Source organism: Bartonella grahamii subsp. shimonis, assembly GCF_036327415.1.
GTDB lineage: Bacteria > Pseudomonadota > Alphaproteobacteria > Rhizobiales > Rhizobiaceae > Bartonella > Bartonella shimonis.
The window spans coordinates 1474731-1493401 of sequence record NZ_CP123961.1 but is presented as its reverse complement, the minus strand read 5'-3'; the positions used below and the strand labels follow the sequence as shown (position 1 = coordinate 1493401).

Below are 18671 nucleotides of genomic sequence, written 5' to 3'. Positions count from 1 at the left end.
AAAAGATCCTCAACCAATTCTTGCATTTTAATAAGTAAAACTTTTTAATTAAAAAGCAGGTTTAACTTCTTCTAAATAAACACGTTTTCCATCCTGTATTTTAATGATACCAATAGGAATTTTAGGGTTATGATTTTCATCCATTGACATATTACCGAAGGGGGTTTTAAAATCTTTTAATTTGCTAAGAGCGATAGTAATTTTTTCACGATCAGCGCTACCAGCATTTTCAATAGCCTTCATGAACATCATATAACTCGTATATCCCAAAACAGAATTGATATTCGGCTCTTTGTCAGGATACGCTTTTTTCCACTCTGCTGTGAATTCTTGCGCAGCTACTGACATATTTGGCATATCCTCACTATAGGGAAGTGTCGTATGTAGAAAACCTTCTGCAGCTTTTCCTGCAATTGTAATGGTTTCTGGATTATCCATAGCATCTCCACCCATAATTTGAAACTTCGCTCCTAATTCTCGTGCTTGTTTCATAATGATAGCACCTTCAGCAAAGTAAGATGGAATGAATAAGATATCAGGTTTTTGCGCGATAATTTGCGTAAGAACAGCTGAAAAATCCTGATCTCCAGAATTATAGTTTAAATTTGAGACAACTTCACCACCTAATTTTTTGAAAGCACGTATAAAATAGCTGGCAAGACCAATGGCATAATCGTTTGAAATATCTTTGAGGACAGCTGCTTTTTTTGCGTGTAAAGTTTGAATTGCATAAGTCGCGATTCCTACCCCTTGATAGGAATCAATAAAGCAAGCGCGAAAATAATATTTTTTCCCCTGTGTAACAAGCGGATTTGTTGCGGAAGTTGCAACACTTGGAGTCTTTGCTTTTTCAGATATTTCTCCACCAGCTAATGCAAGTGAAGAGCCATAACTACCGATGATTCCGTTCACTTTTTCACTTGCAGTTAAACGCATAACAGCATTAGCCGCTTCTACTTTATCAGACTTATTATCAATAATAATAAGTTCCACTTTACGTCCTAAAATTTCTGGAATTTTTTTATGGGCTAATTCTATACCTCTAATTTCAAGTTGACCTCCAAATGCATTTTGGCCACTTAATGGAAGATAAACACCAATTTTGATGGGGTCACTTGCATAAACATTTGCTGTAAGTGCCATAAATGCTGTGATTGCTGTAAGGATTTTCTTCAATTGCATTGCGCATTTTCCTTAATTGAATTGTTGTTTTTACACCTTATATTGAACTTCTTCATCATGCAAGTTACACATTATGTAAAACCTTTCATATGACCTCTTTTGTAGGGCACTCCTTGCAAGATATGTAAAGCGTACAATCAAATAGTTTTATAAATATTCATGTTGATATTCTCTGACATTAACATAGAAGATACGACAATATGGGGAAATCTTATCTTGGGGCTTGCGTGTTGATACAAGAGCAATGTTTACTTAAACTTAGAGAATCAATATCGTACAATTTATAAGCTACAGGATCACGTTATTATGGCGAGTAAGGATGCATTAAAGGATTGTTCCCTATCTGAGGATAGTATAGGTGCTTGTGGGGAGATTATCGAAATTAGCGGTGTCATTAAGTGGTTTGATGGTAGTAAGGGGTATGGATTTATTGTACCTGATTTACCTCATTTCCCCGATATATTATTGCATGTTACGGTAATGCGAAGAGATGGTTTTCAAACAGCTTTGGAGGGAGCTAAAGTTATTTGTGCTGTGGAAAAAACTGAACGAGGGTTAAAGTGCGTTCAGGTAAAATCCATAGATTGTTCTTCAGCAATTCATCCATCAGAAGTTCCAACCCGTACCCATGTTGTTGTTACTCCAGAAAGTGGGTTAGAACGTGCAATTGTTAAATGGTTTAATCGAGATAAAGGATTTGGTTTTCTTAGCCGTGGGCAAGGAACAGAAGATATTTTTATTCATATGGAAACGTTGCGCCGTTTTGGTTTAGCAGAGCTTCGTTCCGGCCAAGTTGTTCTTGTACGTTTTGGTAAAGGAGAAAAAGGTTTAATGACAGCAGAGATTTATCCGGATATAGGCATTCCTCTAGCTACACATTGAATTTCACGAGTGAAAACAGTATGTTTTCTATGTTTTATAAGGTGGTTATTCCGTAAATTGCTATAGAGGTAGATTTTTAAAGAAAATATGGCTCGGGTGAATCCATAAACCAAATGGAGAAAATGCTGCGTATTGCCTTGAAAGAAACTGAAAAACAACAAGGAAGCAATCCTCTTGTTTTTTGACTTTTTAATTCTGGTACTTTTTGTTTTAGAAACAAATTTAAAATTTTTCTGTGGTGGAGACAAGAATGTTAAAGCCTTTTAAAAAGAAGCATATTGTTTTATTAATGATGCTTTTTATGTTAGAAATGCGTGTTGTTGTAGCAAAAAAGCCCATAGAGATTCCTATTCATCCGGTTCCTTTAGAAATATCTACAAAGAAAGGTACGTTTTTTTATAAGGCAGAGATTGCTTTTACGCCATCTCAAGCAGCAGCTGGTTTAATGTATCGGACTGATTTTCCACGCGATCGTGCAATGCTCTTTAAGCAGCTAAAAAGTTCTCAACCGGGAGATGAACAGAAAATTTTTATGTGGATGGCAAATACGCCTTTATCTTTAGATATGATTTTCTTAGACTCTGAGGGAATTATTGTATCGATTATTGAAAACACTTCTCCATTTTCAGCAAATACCATTTCATCAGAAGTTCCTGCAGCTTTTGCACTTGAGATTAATGCTGGTGAAGTTTCTGAAAAAAAGATACAAAAAGGGCAACGTGTTATTCATCCTGTACTTTGTGGAAAGTGCAATAAAAATGACCACTGAAGATATTCGTTTTTTTGAATATGATGGTTTGCGATTTGCTTATCGAGAAGAAGGGCAGGGCGCGCCTATTTTGTTGATCCATGGTTTTGGATCTTCTGCACGAGTGAATTGGTATGCAACGGGTTGGTTTCGCATTCTCACTGAAGCAGGATATCGTGTTATTGCTCTTGATAATCGCGGTCACGGAGATTCTGTTAAAAGTTATGATCCTGTCTTTTATACACCTCAAGCTATGGCTGGCGACGCAATAAAGTTACTACAGCATTTAGAGTTATCTAAAGCCCATGTTATGGGATATTCTATGGGGGCTCGTATTAGTGCTTTTATGGCTCTTTTGCATCCAACATATGTACACAGTGTTATTTTTGGTGGCTTAGGTATTGGTATGGTAACGGGAGCAGGAAATTGGGAGCCTGTTGCTGAGGCCCTTTTAGCAGAAGATATTTCCACCATTACGAATACGCGCGGTTTAATGTTCCGTAAATTTGCAGATCAAACGAAAAGTGATAAACGTGCTCTGGCTGCTTGTATTATCACATCAAAACAGGAGTTAACAGCGTCTGAAGTTTACAAAATCGAACAACCTGCACTTGTTGCCGTTGGTTCATTAGATGAAATTGGCGGTGCTGCAGAGCCATTAGCAGCTTTATTGCCTTGTGGTGAAGCTTTATCAATTCCTGGTCGAGATCATATGCTTGCTGTAGGCGATAAAGTTTATAAAAAAGGCGTTATCGATTTTCTTTCTCGTTATCCTATAAGATAAGCATTCTTCATAGATTTTAGCATTTAGAAAAACACTCAGTATTTTTATCTCGTATAAATTGAAAAAAGCTTATTTAAAAATTTTTCTATTGTGACATAAATTTTTATAAAAAATGGGAAGAAAAATAAGCTCTTATTAGCTTATTTTGTATATTTTGTAGAGATGTAATTCTTCTAAGGTTAGACAATTATACTTTAAAAGTTATTAAAAAAATTATTTTTGAATGTTGTAATAATATTTTTTTAAATGTAGTTTTAATAAAAAAGTATTGTTATTTGTATTTTTTATAAAAGGAACAAAATTATAAATTATTGATCAATTTTTTACAAATCTGCATTCTAAATGCAGATGCTAAAATTGGAGATAAAGTAAAATTATTAAAAATATACAGTTTTTTGCCATTTTTTAATCTATTCGGGTATATTTAATAATGATAGAATCCTTTTGTAAAGGTTCTTTATAAATGTATAAAGAACGTTGTAAGTATATGTAATATTAAGTAAATGTTCAGATTAAGCTTTTTTACTCACTTTACAGAATCATGGGAGTGTCTTATTTGCGCGACACGCAAATATTTTAATCGTTTCAAAAAAACAGGAGAGCATAGTGAATGCTGATGAAATAAAAAAACTTGATAATTACTTAAAAAATATATTCCAAAACTCAGCATTGCAAGTCAGGGCACGGCCTAAAAAGAGTGATTCTTGTGAGGTTTATATGGGAGATGAGTTTTTAGGTATTATCTATCGAGATGAAGATGAAGATGAGCTCTCCTATAATTTCTCAATGGCTATATTAGATATTGATTTAGAAAGTTGATTCGTCATTCATAGTTGAATGACGTATTTTTTATCCCATAAGATTTATATAAGTTTTAACGCTTTAAAGCTCGTATGGTTATTTCGTGCAATAATAAGGTGGTCATGGATAATAATGCCTAATGCATTTGCCGCATCTTTTAATCTATATGTCATTGTTATATCTGCATCAGAGGGGGTGGAATCGCCAGAAGGGTGATTGTGGACTAAGATAAGTCCTGATGCGGATAACTCTAAAGCTCGAGAAATAACTTCACGAGGATAAACAGGGGTGTGATCAATGGTTCCAGTTTGTTGCACCTCATCAGCAAGTAAGCCGTTTTTCTTATCAAGAAACAAAATACGAAATTGTTCACGTGTTTCATGAGCCATAACAGCTTTACAATAAGCTAACACTTTATCCCATGATGAAAAAACATCACGTTTAAACAATTGCGCACGAGCAAGACGTCCAGCAACATCTGAAATAATTTTTAAATCAATTGCAGTGGCGGGACCACATCCTGGAATTTCTTGAAGTCGGTGAATATCTGCCCCCAACACATCCGCTAATGAACCAAAACGTGCTATCAAATTTTTAGCTATGGGTTTTGTGTTTGCGCGGGGTATTGTGCGAAAAAGCAATAATTCAAGATATTCATAATCTTCGATTGCATTTCCTTTTGACTTTAAATAACGCCTCCGAAGACGCTCACGATGTCCTTGATAATGTTTATGGAGCTGTGCGTTTTTCTGAGGCTCTTCACTTTTTCTTTCTGATACTGGGGTAAGTGGAGAACTCGATATTAATGCAAAGTGATTACTTGGAGTATCTTCCTTTTGATTTATTTTTTTAGCCATAACATCTCTACATTGTGTTAGGTATGCGAATTTGGAATATAAAAAATATTTTTAGGAGATTGTGTAAATATTTCATACCCTTCATTTGTGACACCAATTGTATGTTCATATTGTGCTGTCAGAGAGCGGTCACGGGTAACAGCAGTCCAACCGTCAGATAAAATCTTAACTTGTGGTTTACCAAGGTTAATCATAGGCTCAATTGTAAACATCATACCTTGTTTTAATTCTATTCCTTCTCCAGGGTTTCCATAATGAAGGATATTGGGTGCATCATGAAAAAGCTGCCCAATACCATGTCCACAAAAATCTTTCACAATTGAACATCGTTCAGATTCTGCATACTGTTGAATGGCTGCACCAATATCACCTGTGGTTGCCCCAGGCTCAACAACAGCGATTCCTTTCATAAGACTTTCATAGGTTATTTTTAGCAGGCGTTCTGCAGCACGCCTGATTTTTCCAACAGGATACATTCGGCTTGAATCCCCATGCCAACCATCAAGGATAAAGGTTACATCAACATTCACAATATCGCCTTCTTGCAAGGGTCTTTTATTGGGAATGCCATGACAGACAACGTGATTGATAGATGTACAGCATGAATGGCTGTATCCATGATAATTTAGATCAGCAGGAAGTGCTCCTTTCTTAGCACCAAAAATGAATACAAAATCATCAATTTCTTGTGTAGTAACACCTGGCTTAATAATATCCGTAAGTGCATCAAGGCACTCTGCAGCAATGCGACCAACTTCACGCATTTTAGCAAAAGCATAATCATCAAAAATGCGAATTTTCCCATTAAATTTTAAAGGGCTTTTATTATATTCAATATACTCAGTCATTGTTTTTTCTGTTTTCTATTTTTACTCTCTGAATCGGAAAAATGCCTTCTACACTTACGTGACACTTTACAGCATAACATTCTACTCCTGATTTTAATGCTAAATCAAATTTACGTCCATAAAGTGGATCAAGATCATGACAGATTGTAAAAGCTGCGCAATCTTCTCGTTGAATAATATAAAGCATAGCAGCGCGTTTTCCTTGTTGTACAACTTCTATGAGTTCATCAAGGTGACGTGCACCACGTTTTGTTTCACTATCAGGAAATTCTGCTAATCCTTTTTGACGAATAAAATGAACATTTTTGACTTCTAGGTAACAATCAGGAAGAATGTCATCACGTAAAAGAAAGTCAATTCGTGATTGTGTCCCATAGCGTTGTTCTTTTAAAATTGTTTTATATCCACTTAATTCTGGTAGTAATCCGTTTTGAATTGCTTCTAACGCAAGTTTATTGGGTAAAGCAGTATTAATGCCAACCAAAGTATTATCAGCTTCAATAATTTCTAATTGATAAGCATATTTTCGTTTGATGTTGTTATGATATGAAAGCCAAATATTAGAATTGAAAGCTGTTAATCCAAGCATTGATCCTGTATTAGGTACAGATACGGTGAGGACATGCTGGTCATCTTGTTGAACATCTGCAAGGAAACGTTTATAACGACGGATAAGCTTTGCAGGAAAAAGTTTTGGAATAAAGTGCATATCTCTTTTTAGGGTTTATGATTTGATAATTCAACTGAGATTATGATTTGTAGGGGTGGTTCCCTATAAGAAAAGATAAAATTGACGTAAAAAAACGCTACGATATCTTATATAAATTGTTATAAATTCCATCGTTCACTTTAATGGCTTTTAAAATTTATTATTTTTGAGTGAAAAGATACATTGTCTATAATTTATTATTAAACAGCAATTTATTATTAAACAACATTAGAGTACTGTGAAGAAGGTTTTGTAAAAAATAGTGAAGAGGGAAATAGTTAAGTGAAATTAGGTAAGATTGATGGCTGGAACGAATAAGAATCGTGAAAATTTAACAAATGGTCCCATTATTATTTTAGTTGAACCGCAGCTTCCTGAAAACATTGGTATGGTCGCAAGGGCAATGGCAAATTTTGGGCTTTCTAAGCTTCGATTAGTCAAACCTCGAGAAACGTTTCCAAATGAAAAAGCTAGAGCTGTTGCAAGTAAAGCGGATCATGTCATTAACAACGTTGTGATTTTTAATACATTGCGTGATTCAATTGCAGATTTACACTATGTTTTTGCCACAACAGCACGTGAAAGATGTGGATTTAAAACTGTAAAAAGCGCTGTCGAAGCAGCAAGCGTATTACGTCAGCGTGAAAGTATCGGACATAAGACAGGTATTGTCTTTGGAAGAGAGAGATGGGGACTAGAAAATGATGAAATCAGCCTTGTTGATGAAATTATTACTTTTCCAGTTAATCCTGCTTTTGCGTCACTTAATATTGCGCAAGCGGTTCTTTTAATGTCTTACGAATGGATGAAAACAGGTTTAGAGAATGTCAGCGATACGGCATTTCGTGCCGCAGAGATGGAGCCTGCAAATAAAACAATATTTCATGGTTTTTTATCTCAGTTAGAAGAGGCTTTGAATATTCGTGGGTATTTTAGACCCCCAGAACGCAAAGGAGTAATGCTTGCAAATTTGCGCTCTGTTTTTACGCGCGCTAACTTTAGTGAACCTGAGGTTCGTTTATTGCGAGGCATTATATCTTCTTTGGATCATTTTTCGCCACAATATCCGCGGGGGAGTAGAGCACCTGAAGAGCGTGATCGTAAAAAAATTAAAATAAGTGTGAAAACTAATGGATGAACGACCTGTTCTTTTTTTTGATAGCGGTATTGGTGGTTTAACCGTGTTCAGGGAAGCACGTATTCTTATCTCTGAAATGCAATTTATCTATGTTGCTGATGATGCAGGATTTCCTTATGGAAACTGGAAAGAAAATATTTTGAAACAGCGTATTTTAAAGATTTTTACAAATCTTTTAACACGCTACAATCCAGCCTTATGTGTGATTGCTTGTAACACTGTTTCTACACTAATGATGGCAGATTTACGACAGAATTTTCCTCATGTCCCTTTTGTAGGAACGGTTCCTGCAATTAAACTGGCTGCTGAACAAACAAAATCTGGTTTTATTTCCGTATTAGCTACTCCTGGAACAGTTAAACGTGCCTATACAAATGAATTAATTAACTCTTTTGCTGGACAGTGTCATGTTCAGCTTGTGGGAAGTAAAAAGCTGGCTGGATTTGCTGAAGATTATTTACGGGGAAAATCTATCGATACAGAAGAGTTAAGAAAAGAAATCCTGCCATGTTTTGTGGAAAAAAATAGACAATATACTGATGTTATTGTTTTAGCCTGCACACATTATCCTTTTTTGATTAACTTCTTTCGTGAACATGCTTTATGGTCCGTTGAGTGGATTGATCCAGCGAAAGCGATCGCCAAACATATCAGATCATTATTACCACTGTCGGAAAAAATACACCCTCAATATATAAAGAAATATCAAGATCTTGCGTTGTTGACATCGAAGAATATCACTTCTTTAACGGAGAATTTGTTTAAAGGATTTGGCTTAAAATTCATGAAAGGAGTTGACTTTGGATTAGGAGACCAATAATGATAATCTAGCTTTTTCTTTCAAGAAAATAGCATTAATTGACGTGTCCCGTGGATAGCTTTGCATATTGATATGTTTAGGATATTCTGTCAGTCTTTAGTATTTAAAGGCAGAGGAGGGCGCGTTTCCTTGGGGTCTTAAGATCTCGTATTTTATTTTATAAGGAAATGCGATGAGTAAACGCGAAACAACAAAGTATAAAATTGACCGTCGTATGGGAGAAAATATTTGGGGTCGTCCAAAATCTCCTGTCAATCGTCGTGATTATGGTCCAGGTCAGCATGGACAGCGTCGTAAAGGAAAACTTTCTGACTATGGGGTGCAGTTGCGCGCTAAACAGAAATTGAAAGGGTTTTATGGAGATATTTCAGAAAAACAATTTCATAAAACTTATGAGGAGGCAGCTCGTCGACGGGGCGATACTGGTGAAAATCTTATTGGTCTGTTAGAATCACGTTTGGATGCTGTTGTCTATCGTGCAAAATTTGTGCCTACGATTTTTGCTTCTCGCCAATTTATTAATCATGGTCACGTTAATGTAAATGGGCGGCGCACAAATATTCAATCTTATCGTTGTAAACCAGGTGATATTATTGAGGTTCGGGAAAAATCAAAACAACTTGTTTTAGTTTTAGAATCAGTGCAATTGGCAGAACGTGATGTCCCTGATTATATTGAAGCAGATCATAAACAGATGAAAGCGACCTTTACACGTATTCCTGCTTTTGCAGATGTTCCTTATGCTGTGCAAATGGAACCTAATTTGGTTGTTGAATTTTATTCTCGATAATTTTTCTGTAAGAGAAATTGTTTCTCTTTTCTATTATTATTACAACTTCAAAATATTGTGTTATTTTTTTATAACCTTTGAAGTTAATAAGTGCTTTTTGTAAATGGTTCTATATTAAGTTTATTGCTATGTTTTATAGTCAAACTTATATAGTTCCATTTCTTTTTTGTGTATCTAATTTATAAATTCAAAAAAAATAAATGTAAGCTTGTTTTAATATTTGTTTTTATCTTTGAAAACGAGCTGTTACTTATGCAGGATATGGTATTATGAATGATGTTTCCGTTGAATATCAGGCAATAGAAGAAAATGGAAGGAGAGATGATCCTTTAATAAGTGAATCAGATAATTGTCATCCAATGTTTCGTGTTGCTCCCTCAAGTGTAGAATTTAATAAATTGCGTAAACGACTTTTACGTCATATGCGACAAGCTTTAGATGATTTTTCTATGCTCTCTATAGGAAAAAAATGGCTTGTTGCTTTATCAGGTGGAAAAGACTCTTATGGTTTATTAGCGCTTCTTTTAGATTTAAAGTGGCGAGGTCTTTTATCCGTTGATATTCTTGCCTGTAATCTTGATCAAGGACAACCAGGATTCCCTAAACATATTATTCCAGACTTTTTAAGTTTTTATAAAATTCCATATCGTATTGAATATCAGGATACTTATTCTATTGTTACAGATAAATTGGCAGAGTCGCAAACATATTGTTCACTTTGTTCTCGATTACGACGTGGTAATCTCTATCGTGTTGCACGTGAAGAGGGATGTTCTGCATTAGTTTTAGGTCATCATCGTGATGATGTTTTAGAAACATTTTTTATGAATTTGTTTCACGGTGGACGATTAGCAGCCATGCCTGGAAAACTTAAAAATGATGAAGGAGATCTTTTTGTTTTACGTCCTCTTGTTTATGCTGCTGAGGAAGATCTGGAAAAATTTTCTCAAGCAATGCAATTTCCAATTATTCCTTGTAATCTTTGCGGTAGTCAAGATGGTTTACAACGTAATGCAATGAAAGAAATGCTGAAAAATATTGAAAGACAAATGCCAGGACGTAAAGATACCATGATTCGCGCTTTAACAAATGTACGTCCAAGTCATTTGCTTGATAAGAAATTCTTTGATTTTAAAACGTGTTAATAAAAATCAGAGATTTAAAAAATAAGTTTAAAGAGTTTAAGACAAGATACTGATTTATAATGATAATTTGTTGTTTTGCAATTTAACTACTGTAAGATTGTTTTGTTTCAAATTCTCTTAATTGCATCCATAAAAAACATCCGCCTGCATATCACAAAGGAAATTCTTGTGTGCATAAAACACTATTGAAAAAAGTTTCCTTTAAATAAGCAATGACTTTCGCACTATTGGCAACAGAAAAATAGTATGATTGTCCGTTTGCTCTTTTGTTAAGTAAAAATAGTGAACGTTGTAGATTTTATTTTATTCTGTTGCATCACTGTCATTTAAGGTGTTAAACTAAGAGAATATATAACTGCTTGATATTTTTGGAGTATATAGTAAACCTTCAAGGCAAGGATTGCCTGTGAATTTTCATAAAGTGAGTTACATAAGCGACCAAGCTCTATTGTGAGCAGCCGATTTTTTATAAACCGGTGTTGATAGGAACTTTCATCATTAAGACAGGGAAGAAGTTAAATTTTCAAACTGCTATACCATAAAGATCATAGGCATCTGACTGTTCAATTTTAACGCTGACAAATTCACCCACACGCAATGGGCGTCGTGATGATATATGGACAACACCATCTATTTCTGGAGCATCGTATTGACTACGTCCTTTAGCAACTTTTCCTTGACTTTCATCGATAAGCACCTGAAGTCTTTTTCCAATTTTTTTCTTTAAAAGACGTGTAGAAATTTGTTGTTGTTTTGCCATAAAACGATGCCAGCGATTTTCTTTCACCTCTTCAGGAATATTTTCTAATCCCAAATCATTCGCGGCGGCTCCTTTTACTTCCTCATATTTAAAGCACCCAGCGCGTTCAATTTTTGCTTCTTCTAACCATTCTAGCAGGATATTAAAATCTTCATTCGTTTCGCCAGGAAAACCAACAATAAATGTTGATCGCACAGCAAGATCTGGACATATTTTTCGCCATTTTTCAATTCTACGGTTTGTTTTTTCCATAAGTGCAGGACGCTTCATGTGACGCAAAACAGTCGGTGATGCATGCTGAAGAGGAATATCCAGATAAGGAAGAATTTTTTTTGCAGCCATAAGTTCAATAACTTCATCAACATGGGGATAAGGATAAACGTAATGCATACGTATCCAAATACCCATATCACCTAGTTCGCGACAAAGATCAAAGAATTTCGTTTTGATTGTACGATCTTTCCAAGAATTTTCGAGATATTTAAGATCAATACCATAAGCACTCGTATCTTGTGAAATAACCAAAAGTTCTTTTACACCTGCTTGCACGAGTTTTTCAGCTTCACGAAGAACATCGCTGATGGGACGTGAAGTGAGATCACCACGCAGAGTAGGGATGATACAAAAACTACACCGGTTAGAGCATCCTTCAGAAATCTTTAAGTAGGCGTAATGGCGAGGTGTCAAACGAATACCTTGGGGAGGAACTAAATCAAGAAAAGGATCATGGACGGGAGGAATTACTGTATGAACAGCTTCTATAACACTTTCATAAGCTTGTGGTCCTGTAATGGCCAATATATTAGGATATGTTTGGCGAATGACATCAGGATCAGCACCAAGACACCCTGTTACAATAACTTTTCCATTTTTTTTGAGAGCTTCATCAATATTGGCTAATGATTCTCTCCTTGCTGTGTCAAGAAAACCACAGGTATTCACAATAACGACATCAGCTCCTTGATGTTGACGTGAAATTTCATACCCTTCAGAGCGAAGGCTTGTAATAATTCGCTCAGAATCTACGAGTGCTTTTGGGCATCCAAGGGAGACAAAACTAATACGAGGTGCTAGCATGATGATCCTACAATTACTATGAATGATTGAGTTACGCTTTTATAACTTAAAAATAGTGTTCTTTATTTTTATACCTATGCAATGCAATCTGTTACAAAGTTATTTGATTTTTTTCTATAAAATTTTATGTGTTTTTATGCATGCATATAATTTTGTCTTATTATATCATAAAATTCCGTCATTAAGGACGATGATATAGGGCTGCTTCCTTCAAAGCATTCAAGTTCTTTTATAAAATACGTGATGAATATTTTAAAGTTTACTTGTTACGCCTTGTGTAAGTAAAGAAGATGAGAGGGAAAAGGAAGTAAAACCCGCTCGATAAGGATCTGGATTGTTTATAGACCGAATTGGTGGCCCTTTGGCTGTGGAGAAGAAGTCAATTGCATGTCGCACAATAAAAAAATACTCAACAGCTTCTTACTGCGATATCTATCGCGCACTTATAAGGTTTATTTTTTAATATTTGCGAATAAGTCCGGTAAGTTTGCCTTGTATTTCTACACGATCGGATTCGTATGTACGTACTTCATAATGAGGATTTGCGGCTTCTAATGCAATAGAAGCTCCTTTGCGTCGATAACGTTTTAATGTGGCTTCTTTTTTATCAATAAACGCAACAATAATTTCACCTGTTATTGCTGTATTTTGACGTTTCACAATGATTGTATCTTTATCAAGGATACCGGCCTCCACCATAGAATCATCTTTAACTTCTAATGCGTAGTGCTCACCTATATTAACCATATTGTGTGGGAGAGAAATGGTGTTTGTTTGTTGCTGTATAGCAGAGGCGGGCACGCTCGCAGAAATACGTCCCATAATAGGAATGGTGATATTTTTTTTTTCTTCTTCCTCAAAGTTATCAAGGTTACTCAAACTTTTTGATATTTCCCTTTTATTTCTTTCTATCATATTAGGAGAAATTTTACGTGCTAAAGAAAGGTTAAATGTTATTTTCTCAGGAAGTCGAATCACCTCCACCGCACGAGCACGATTAGGTAAACGACGTATAAATCCTCGTTGTTCTAATGCTATAATGAGCTTATGAATACCAGATTTTGAAGAAAGTTCTAATGCATTTTTCATTTCTTCAAAAGAAGGAGGAACACCTGTTTCTTTTATGTGGTTGTGAATAAACAAGAGTAGCTCATATTGTTTACATGTCAGCATTTAATGTTCCAATCAAAATAATAAAAAAGGAATAAAGTAAAAATAAATGTATACATAACATTTTTACAAGTTTTTTATTCGCCAAATAAAAAATATTTCCTTTATTTTTGATCTTATCAAATTAAGAAAGTACTATGTTTATTTTACATATTTAAATTATTATTTATATATTATATGGCTATATTAATATTAAATAATGTATAAAAATACTTTATAGCTCTGGTTCAATTATTCAACACTAAATTTTATAACCAATGTTATCCTTTTTTTCTAAAAATATATCTACGTATTTTGTGATTTCTGATATAAAAAAGTTAATTAGAAGGCAGTTTATCAATAGCAGGATAGGCATTCTATATATTTAGAACACTCTATAGGTATTTAGAACCATATTGCATATTATGTCTGCTTTTTTATTCTTAGTAAAATTATCTACAGCTATAATAGTGAGTATAATTTATAGCCATTCGGGATATTTTCAATGAGACTAAATTTTTGCTTCGTGTCTGCTTTATTCTATAGGATAAATTGGCTTTTGTAATATATTCATTATGCATAAATAAAAATTATACCCTTAAAATACCATTGTCGCTCATTGTCCCATTTTCAGGTCTAACGTGCCAACGCTATATACTATTTTGCTGAATCCTAATGTTGCTATAATTTTTGGTTATTGAAAGGAAGCATAAAAGAGATTCTCATTTCTTTTCTGTAGTTTTATTCTCTCACTTGTATTGGCCAAGAAAATGATTTTTATTAAAAAAACTTCGAAATAAGAGAAGCTTACAGTATTTAAGATCTCTCACTCAAGTGATAAAATTATTAAGTTATTATAAATCAATATATTATTTTATAAAGCTGTATTCATATTTGAAAATTGAAAACTAAGATATAAAGATATAAAAATAATATTAAAGTAAAAGATATTTTTCTTTTCTACACATTATGCTCAACAACCCATGTGAGCGGAAAGGGGGGGTGATTTCTTATAATTTTAGCGCTTCGAATCTATAAAACATTTTGCAGTGAAATTTTTCCTTTATTGAAACTTCAAAAAGAAGATTAAAGAATACCTATATAATGATGAAGAAAGGGGGGAAAACGGAAAATTATTGATAACTGAAGAAAATATATTTTTCTTCAAAAGGTGTTGACCAAATGGAAAGTCAACCGTATGTTCCCTTCACTTTCTGCAAATTAGATAGTTTGCAAACTAGATAACTTGTGTGAGAGCGCGTAGCTCAGCTGGTAGAGCAACTGACTTTTAATCAGTAGGTCCAGGGTTCGAATCCCTGCGCGCTCACCAACTTTAAATAATATCAATAGACTATATAAAATTTAAGAATCTTTCTTGTTTTTGTTCTTTTTTATTGTTCCGATTCTTTTTGAAGTTTTTTATTGATTCTATAGTCTGTCATCTTCTATCAGCTGTTTTGGTATAGAGCGATGCTATACTGTCTCCTATCCAATAAAAAAGAACTTTAAGCTTACGATACGGTCGTACCTGCGTTAGCAGCCACACGTGGTTGCTAATTTTCGCAATCCATAGGTTAATTTTCCATAGGTTAATTTTTTAATGCCCACTATATTACATGATTCGCAAAACAAGTTACTAAAATCACTACTTATTCACAGTTTATATTATGAAATGATTTTTCTATAAGACATTGATTTGTTTAATTTTTATTCTTTTTAACATCTACTATAACTACATTTATTTCTTACGAAAACCACAAAAAGGTTAACAATATGTTAATTTCTTGATAGAAGGGGAAAATTCAAGAGTGGTATATGCGCGAGGGAAATCATTTAAAAACGTAAACTCTTCCGTCGCGTACAAAAAGTGTGACGTGGTTTTTACAGTAGTACTTAACAGAAATAAGTGGACTGAATAGATGCCTTCAAATAGAAAAAAGAAATTTACTTTTATTATTAAACCAACGCTTCAATTGTTTTCTATGATCGTCATTTCTCAGTCACTGGTATCTTGTTGCGCAAGCCAAACTATGAATTTTTCAATAAAAGATTCCTATCATATAAAAGATTCCTATCATAATAAACCAATTGACGTAAACACTTCTGTACTACCTCAACAAGTATCTAATAAGAAGAATCAATCGGAAGAAAAAAAGCGTGGGCGAGCTATTGTTGGTAAACCTTATCAAATAAAAGGAAAGTGGTATTATCCTCAAAATGATCCAACGTATAAACGTGTTGGCGAAGCATCATGGTATGGTTCAGATTTTCATGGACGTTTAACTGCCAACGGTGAAATTTATGACATGAATCTTTTGACTGCTGCTCATCCTACAATGCCTCTACCTAGCTATGCTCGTGTTACTAATTTGAAAAATGGATCTTCACTCATTGTTAGAGTGAATGATCGCGGACCTTTTATGAAAGACAGAATCATTGATTTATCAAGGCAAGCTGCGGCAATACTGGGGTATGTAGATAGGGGGGTTGCAGATGTTAAAGTAGAATATATTGCTGAAGCGCCCGTTGGCTATTATGATGGTGCATATTTAATGGCCTCTTATACTCCTGGAAATGCTGCCTCATATTCATTAGCGTCGGAAAATATTTCGAAAAAAAGAGAAACTGTTTTGTTAAAAGAGCAGCGCAATACAGGAAACAAAGAAGAATTAGCTAAAGCAACTGCTGTTGAACAGGAACAGCGTAATAAAACTGTTGCAGTTAAATTGCCAGAAATTGGTCCTATCATGCTTGATAAGCCGATGCCATTCGATCAAGTTGCCTCTATAAATAAGCTAAACAAAAAAATGAAGGTCAATTGGTTGCAGCTGTTTTAAGAAAAAATGCGTTGATTTTTTATCTATATAATTTTCTAGTAAAAAAGATAAAAACTTACAGATTTAGTGTAGGGTTTTCATCTTAAAGCGCGACTTTTCTTGCTGTAATAGCTTTTGCTAGAAAAGAGTAGATTATTGTACCGGGTCTGTTTGTGTAATCTCCAGAACAACTATACTTTCAATTTGAGAGGAATAAAAAGCTTAACAAGTAAAAAATATTTTCTTTTGATTCGGCTTTGCAGTTTTCCTAAGTATCCAGGATAATATCTTGTGAAGAGATTATGTATTACCTCATTCTTTTTTTATCATGTTTTTTAATGGAGTAAGTCCCCTCACTAAAAACAGGGCGTCTCAAACAAAATACACTTAACATTGCTAACTCACGTACTTATTTAAAAGAGACATATTTCAATACGCTACAAGCCTATTTTACGATAGCGTCTGTGAATGGTATAACTGTAACCCTCTAGACATCACTATCTTTACACTTATGAAGATATAAACCGACACCATCATACACTTTGCAAGCCCCTAATGTTTTGTGCGATAATTTTAACACTTGAGAGGTTGATCAGAAGTATTTTTACTCTTTTTTTTTAATAATTTTTATCCATATACGAATCCTACTTATGACGCGTAAGAAAGCGATTTTATTGAATTCAATATGAGAGGCAATATAACGAAAGAATCTTACAGTATTTTTAATCAGATAGAAGTTTAAAATAGGATAATAAATCAATGTACTATAAATAAAAAATCTTTTCGTCTCTCATAATTTAAAATATTAAACTTAACCTAGATGGAAGATAAAAAGTGCATCATATTACTTTTACTAACGCTGAATAAAAATAAAAGCTTTTCTTGAGTTATCAATAATTTCTCAATTTGCGGCAATAGAAAAGTTTTTTCCTATATAAGATTCTTTATGTTGATCTTTGGGATGGGAGGAGAAGCTATGTATATAACATTAAGGATCTTATTGACCTTATGGGGGGTATTGGCATTTGACACGTGGGGGAGAGCAGAATATTTTCAAATTTCTGCACCACAATTATTGTTACTCGATGATAATACAGAGACAATACTTTATGAAAAACAAAGTGATATTCCTTTTTTTCCTGCTTCATTAGCAAAATTGATGACAGTGGAAGTCGTATTTCATCACTTAAAGAAGGGATTATTAAAGAGTACGCAGAAATTCAAGGTTAGTGAAAATGCTTGGCGCAAAGGTGGAGCACCTTCCGGTACAACCACTATGTTTGCAAAGATAAAGACAGAAATCAGTGTTTCTGATCTTTTACGTGGTTTAATTATTGTGAATGGAAATGATGCTGCTATTATTCTTGCTGAAGGAATATCAGGAGATGAGGCTCATTTTGCAAAACTGATGAATCAGCGCGCAAAAATAGTTGGGTTATCTCAGAGTCATTTTGTTAATGCAACAGGGCTACCCGAAGAGGGACAGTTTGTCACAGTGCGTGATATGATTATATTAGCACGTCATATTGTTCAGAAATATCCGGATTATTATGCACTTTATTGTGAGCCTCATTTTACGTGGAATAATATTTTTCAACGGAATAAAAACCCTCTTATTTCTAAGGAAATTGGTGTAGAAGGATTTGGTTTTGGCTACAGTGAAAAAGAAGGTTTTTCAATGGTTGCCAGTATTTCTAAAAATCATCGACGTCTTTTTTTAGCAATCAATGGTTTGCAAGATAGTAAAAAATATACAAAAGAAATAGAACGCATTCTTCAATGGGGAATGACGGCATTTGATCTTAAAACGATTTTCACAAAAGAAGAAACGGTTGGTCGTGCTTCTGTTTATGGTGGTAAGCAAAATTTTGTTCCACTCATTGTTAAAAAACCAATAAGTTTTATGCTTTCGAATGAAAAAAAAGTAAATGTTAAAGCAAAAATTAAATATCATGGTCCATTGAAAGCTCCCATTGTTTCTGGGCAATCAGTTGGCGTTATTCAAATTTTAGAAGATAAAAAGGTTCTTTTGGAAAAACCAGTTTTTGCCGGAATGAATGTTCAGGAAGGAAGTTTCTTTGCAAAAGTAAAAAATGCATTCTATGAAATAACAATTGGATGGTTACGGAAATATTTGTAGTTACACGCTAATAAGGTTAAGGTCA

The 18671-nt window shown here is 34.3% G+C and carries 16 protein-coding genes and 1 tRNA gene; 11 read left to right on the top strand and 6 right to left on the bottom strand.

Annotation, left to right across the window (positions count from 1 at the left end; all coding sequences use genetic code 11):
* Positions 1-48 precede the first annotated feature (48 nt).
* The gene (locus tag QHG57_RS06600) at positions 49-1182 is read right to left on the bottom strand and encodes an ABC transporter substrate-binding protein (protein ID WP_330168978.1); all 1134 of its coding nucleotides are present in this window, start codon (positions 1180-1182) and stop codon (positions 49-51) included.
* 306 nt (positions 1183-1488) lie between these two features.
* On the opposite strand from QHG57_RS06600, the gene QHG57_RS06595 reads away from it, so the two are divergent.
* The 4 genes from QHG57_RS06595 to QHG57_RS06580 all read left to right on the top strand — a co-directional run bounded on the left by QHG57_RS06595 (position 1489) and on the right by QHG57_RS06580 (position 4415).
* Entirely contained in the window at positions 1489-2064 is a 576-nt protein-coding gene (locus QHG57_RS06595) for a cold-shock protein (RefSeq protein ID WP_330167614.1), read from the top strand.
* 250 nt (positions 2065-2314) lie between these two features.
* The gene (locus tag QHG57_RS06590; protein ID WP_330168977.1) at positions 2315-2833 is read left to right on the top strand and encodes a DUF192 domain-containing protein; all 519 of its coding nucleotides are present in this window, start codon (positions 2315-2317) and stop codon (positions 2831-2833) included.
* Positions 2823-3596 (top strand): alpha/beta fold hydrolase, encoded by a 774-nt coding sequence (locus QHG57_RS06585; RefSeq protein ID WP_330167612.1) that lies wholly within the window; start codon positions 2823-2825, stop codon positions 3594-3596. Before QHG57_RS06590 ends, QHG57_RS06585 begins: the two co-directional genes overlap by 11 nt.
* A gap of 606 nt (positions 3597-4202) precedes the next feature.
* Positions 4203-4415 (top strand): DUF3126 family protein, encoded by a 213-nt coding sequence (locus QHG57_RS06580; RefSeq protein WP_330167611.1) that lies wholly within the window; start codon positions 4203-4205, stop codon positions 4413-4415.
* A gap of 44 nt (positions 4416-4459) precedes the next feature.
* On the opposite strand, the gene radC is transcribed toward QHG57_RS06580, so the two are convergent.
* The 3 genes from radC to sfsA are packed head-to-tail and all read right to left on the bottom strand — an operon-like array spanning position 4460 to position 6811.
* Positions 4460-5254 (bottom strand): RadC family protein, encoded by a 795-nt coding sequence (gene radC / locus QHG57_RS06575; RefSeq protein ID WP_330167610.1) that lies wholly within the window; start codon positions 5252-5254, stop codon positions 4460-4462.
* Positions 5255-5271: 17 nt separating this feature from the next.
* Positions 5272-6102 carry a type I methionyl aminopeptidase gene (map, locus tag QHG57_RS06570; RefSeq protein ID WP_330167609.1) on the bottom strand — a complete coding sequence of 277 codons (831 nt, stop codon included), beginning with the start codon at positions 6100-6102 and terminating at the stop codon, positions 5272-5274.
* Positions 6095-6811: a DNA/RNA nuclease SfsA gene (gene sfsA, locus QHG57_RS06565; protein ID WP_330167608.1), complete on the bottom strand. Its 717-nt coding sequence runs from the start codon at positions 6809-6811 to the stop codon at positions 6095-6097. The genes map and sfsA overlap by 8 nt, the downstream gene beginning before the upstream one ends.
* Before the next feature lie 301 nt (positions 6812-7112).
* Here sfsA and QHG57_RS06560 point away from each other — a divergent pair, with 301 nt between their 5' ends.
* The 4 genes from QHG57_RS06560 to ttcA all read left to right on the top strand — a co-directional run bounded on the left by QHG57_RS06560 (position 7113) and on the right by ttcA (position 10704).
* Complete coding sequence (locus tag QHG57_RS06560; RefSeq protein ID WP_330167607.1) at positions 7113-7949, top strand: RNA methyltransferase; 837 nt, start codon at positions 7113-7115, stop codon at positions 7947-7949.
* On the top strand, positions 7942-8769 hold the full coding sequence (gene murI / locus QHG57_RS06555) for a glutamate racemase (RefSeq protein ID WP_330167606.1): 828 nt from the start codon (positions 7942-7944) through the stop codon (positions 8767-8769). Before QHG57_RS06560 ends, murI begins: the two co-directional genes overlap by 8 nt.
* A gap of 172 nt (positions 8770-8941) precedes the next feature.
* Positions 8942-9559 (top strand): 30S ribosomal protein S4, encoded by a 618-nt coding sequence (gene rpsD / locus QHG57_RS06550; protein WP_330167605.1) that lies wholly within the window; start codon positions 8942-8944, stop codon positions 9557-9559.
* A 269-nt stretch (positions 9560-9828) separates the two neighbouring features.
* Positions 9829-10704, top strand: coding sequence for a tRNA 2-thiocytidine(32) synthetase TtcA (gene ttcA, locus QHG57_RS06545; protein WP_330167604.1), 876 nt, complete (start codon positions 9829-9831; stop codon positions 10702-10704).
* 523 nt (positions 10705-11227) lie between these two features.
* Here the strand turns inward: ttcA and rimO are convergent.
* Together rimO and lexA are read right to left on the bottom strand one after the other, a co-directional pair.
* The gene (gene rimO, locus QHG57_RS06540; protein ID WP_330168976.1) at positions 11228-12541 is read right to left on the bottom strand and encodes a 30S ribosomal protein S12 methylthiotransferase RimO; all 1314 of its coding nucleotides are present in this window, start codon (positions 12539-12541) and stop codon (positions 11228-11230) included.
* A 459-nt stretch (positions 12542-13000) separates the two neighbouring features.
* A complete protein-coding gene (gene lexA, locus QHG57_RS06535; RefSeq protein WP_330167602.1) occupies positions 13001-13714 on the bottom strand; it encodes a transcriptional repressor LexA in 714 nt (237 codons plus the stop codon).
* A gap of 1230 nt (positions 13715-14944) precedes the next feature.
* Between lexA and QHG57_RS06530 the strand changes: the two genes are divergently transcribed.
* The 3 genes from QHG57_RS06530 (at position 14945) to QHG57_RS06520 (ending at position 18646) form a co-directional block, all read left to right on the top strand.
* Positions 14945-15020: transfer RNA gene (locus QHG57_RS06530), tRNA-Lys, on the top strand.
* A 589-nt stretch (positions 15021-15609) separates the two neighbouring features.
* Positions 15610-16527, top strand: coding sequence for a septal ring lytic transglycosylase RlpA family protein (locus tag QHG57_RS06525; RefSeq protein ID WP_330168975.1), 918 nt, complete (start codon positions 15610-15612; stop codon positions 16525-16527).
* Positions 16528-17482: 955 nt separating this feature from the next.
* A complete protein-coding gene (locus tag QHG57_RS06520) occupies positions 17483-18646 on the top strand; it encodes a D-alanyl-D-alanine carboxypeptidase family protein (protein ID WP_330167600.1) in 1164 nt (387 codons plus the stop codon).
* Positions 18647-18671: the final 25 nt, after the last annotated feature.

Bases quoted from the DNA above. Each gene is read 5' to 3' on its own strand.
- rimO (WP_330168976.1), bottom strand. From the start codon at position 12,541: ATGCTAGCACCTCGTATTAGTTTTGTCTCCCTTGGATGCCCAAAAGCA.
- map (WP_330167609.1), bottom strand. From the start codon at position 6,102: ATGACTGAGTATATTGAATATAATAAAAGCCCTTTAAAATTTAATGGG.
- QHG57_RS06595 (WP_330167614.1), top strand. From the start codon at position 1,489: ATGGCGAGTAAGGATGCATTAAAGGATTGTTCCCTATCTGAGGATAGT.
- murI (WP_330167606.1), top strand. From the start codon at position 7,942: ATGGATGAACGACCTGTTCTTTTTTTTGATAGCGGTATTGGTGGTTTA.
- QHG57_RS06585 (WP_330167612.1), top strand. From the start codon at position 2,823: ATGACCACTGAAGATATTCGTTTTTTTGAATATGATGGTTTGCGATTT.
- sfsA (WP_330167608.1), bottom strand. From the start codon at position 6,811: ATGCACTTTATTCCAAAACTTTTTCCTGCAAAGCTTATCCGTCGTTAT.
- QHG57_RS06560 (WP_330167607.1), top strand. From the start codon at position 7,113: ATGGCTGGAACGAATAAGAATCGTGAAAATTTAACAAATGGTCCCATT.
- ttcA (WP_330167604.1), top strand. From the start codon at position 9,829: ATGAATGATGTTTCCGTTGAATATCAGGCAATAGAAGAAAATGGAAGG.
- rpsD (WP_330167605.1), top strand. From the start codon at position 8,942: ATGAGTAAACGCGAAACAACAAAGTATAAAATTGACCGTCGTATGGGA.
- QHG57_RS06525 (WP_330168975.1), top strand. From the start codon at position 15,610: ATGCCTTCAAATAGAAAAAAGAAATTTACTTTTATTATTAAACCAACG.
- QHG57_RS06590 (WP_330168977.1), top strand. From the start codon at position 2,315: ATGTTAAAGCCTTTTAAAAAGAAGCATATTGTTTTATTAATGATGCTT.
- lexA (WP_330167602.1), bottom strand. From the start codon at position 13,714: ATGCTGACATGTAAACAATATGAGCTACTCTTGTTTATTCACAACCAC.
- QHG57_RS06600 (WP_330168978.1), bottom strand. From the start codon at position 1,182: ATGCAATTGAAGAAAATCCTTACAGCAATCACAGCATTTATGGCACTT.
- radC (WP_330167610.1), bottom strand. From the start codon at position 5,254: ATGGCTAAAAAAATAAATCAAAAGGAAGATACTCCAAGTAATCACTTT.
- QHG57_RS06520 (WP_330167600.1), top strand. From the start codon at position 17,483: ATGTATATAACATTAAGGATCTTATTGACCTTATGGGGGGTATTGGCA.